This window comes from Muricoprocola aceti, from assembly GCF_025567005.1.
GTDB lineage: Bacteria > Bacillota > Clostridia > Lachnospirales > Lachnospiraceae > Marvinbryantia > Marvinbryantia aceti.
Genome location: NZ_JAOQKE010000014.1, coordinates 1 through 368, shown reverse-complemented (window position 1 = coordinate 368; position 368 = coordinate 1). Strand labels below are relative to the sequence as shown.

Sequence of the window (368 nt, the reverse complement as noted above, 5' to 3'; positions counted from 1 at the left end):
TTCTTATAAGAACAAGGTTACACAGCTCAACGGGGCAAGGCGCTGCATCTGTCACTTATACACCGCAGCTTTCCATCCAAAGCTGGCAGAATTCATATACAAAAGCGGGGCTGATGGCTTACATAGCTTTTCTGGCCATACCGTCAGCCGTAAATATATGGGAGGAAGCGAGATGGCTCAATTTGAAATCAAAAATCTGACATTTACCTATCCGACAGCAAAGAATCACCCGGCGCTGTCGGATATCAATCTGAATATTGAGCAGGGGGAATATGTAACGGTCTGCGGGCGAAGCGGAAGCGGCAAGACCACCCTGCTGAAGCATTTGAAAAGTGTTCTGGCACCTCATGGGAAGCTGGAAGGTGAAA

Annotated in this window: 1 protein-coding gene; it reads left to right on the top strand. The window is 47.8% G+C overall.

Features of this window, described 5'->3' with window-relative positions; all coding sequences use genetic code 11:
* Window positions 1-172 precede the first annotated feature (172 nt).
* A partial coding sequence (locus tag OCV47_RS10725) for an ATP-binding cassette domain-containing protein (protein WP_262655085.1) occupies window positions 173-368 on the top strand: 196 nt, incomplete at its 3' end.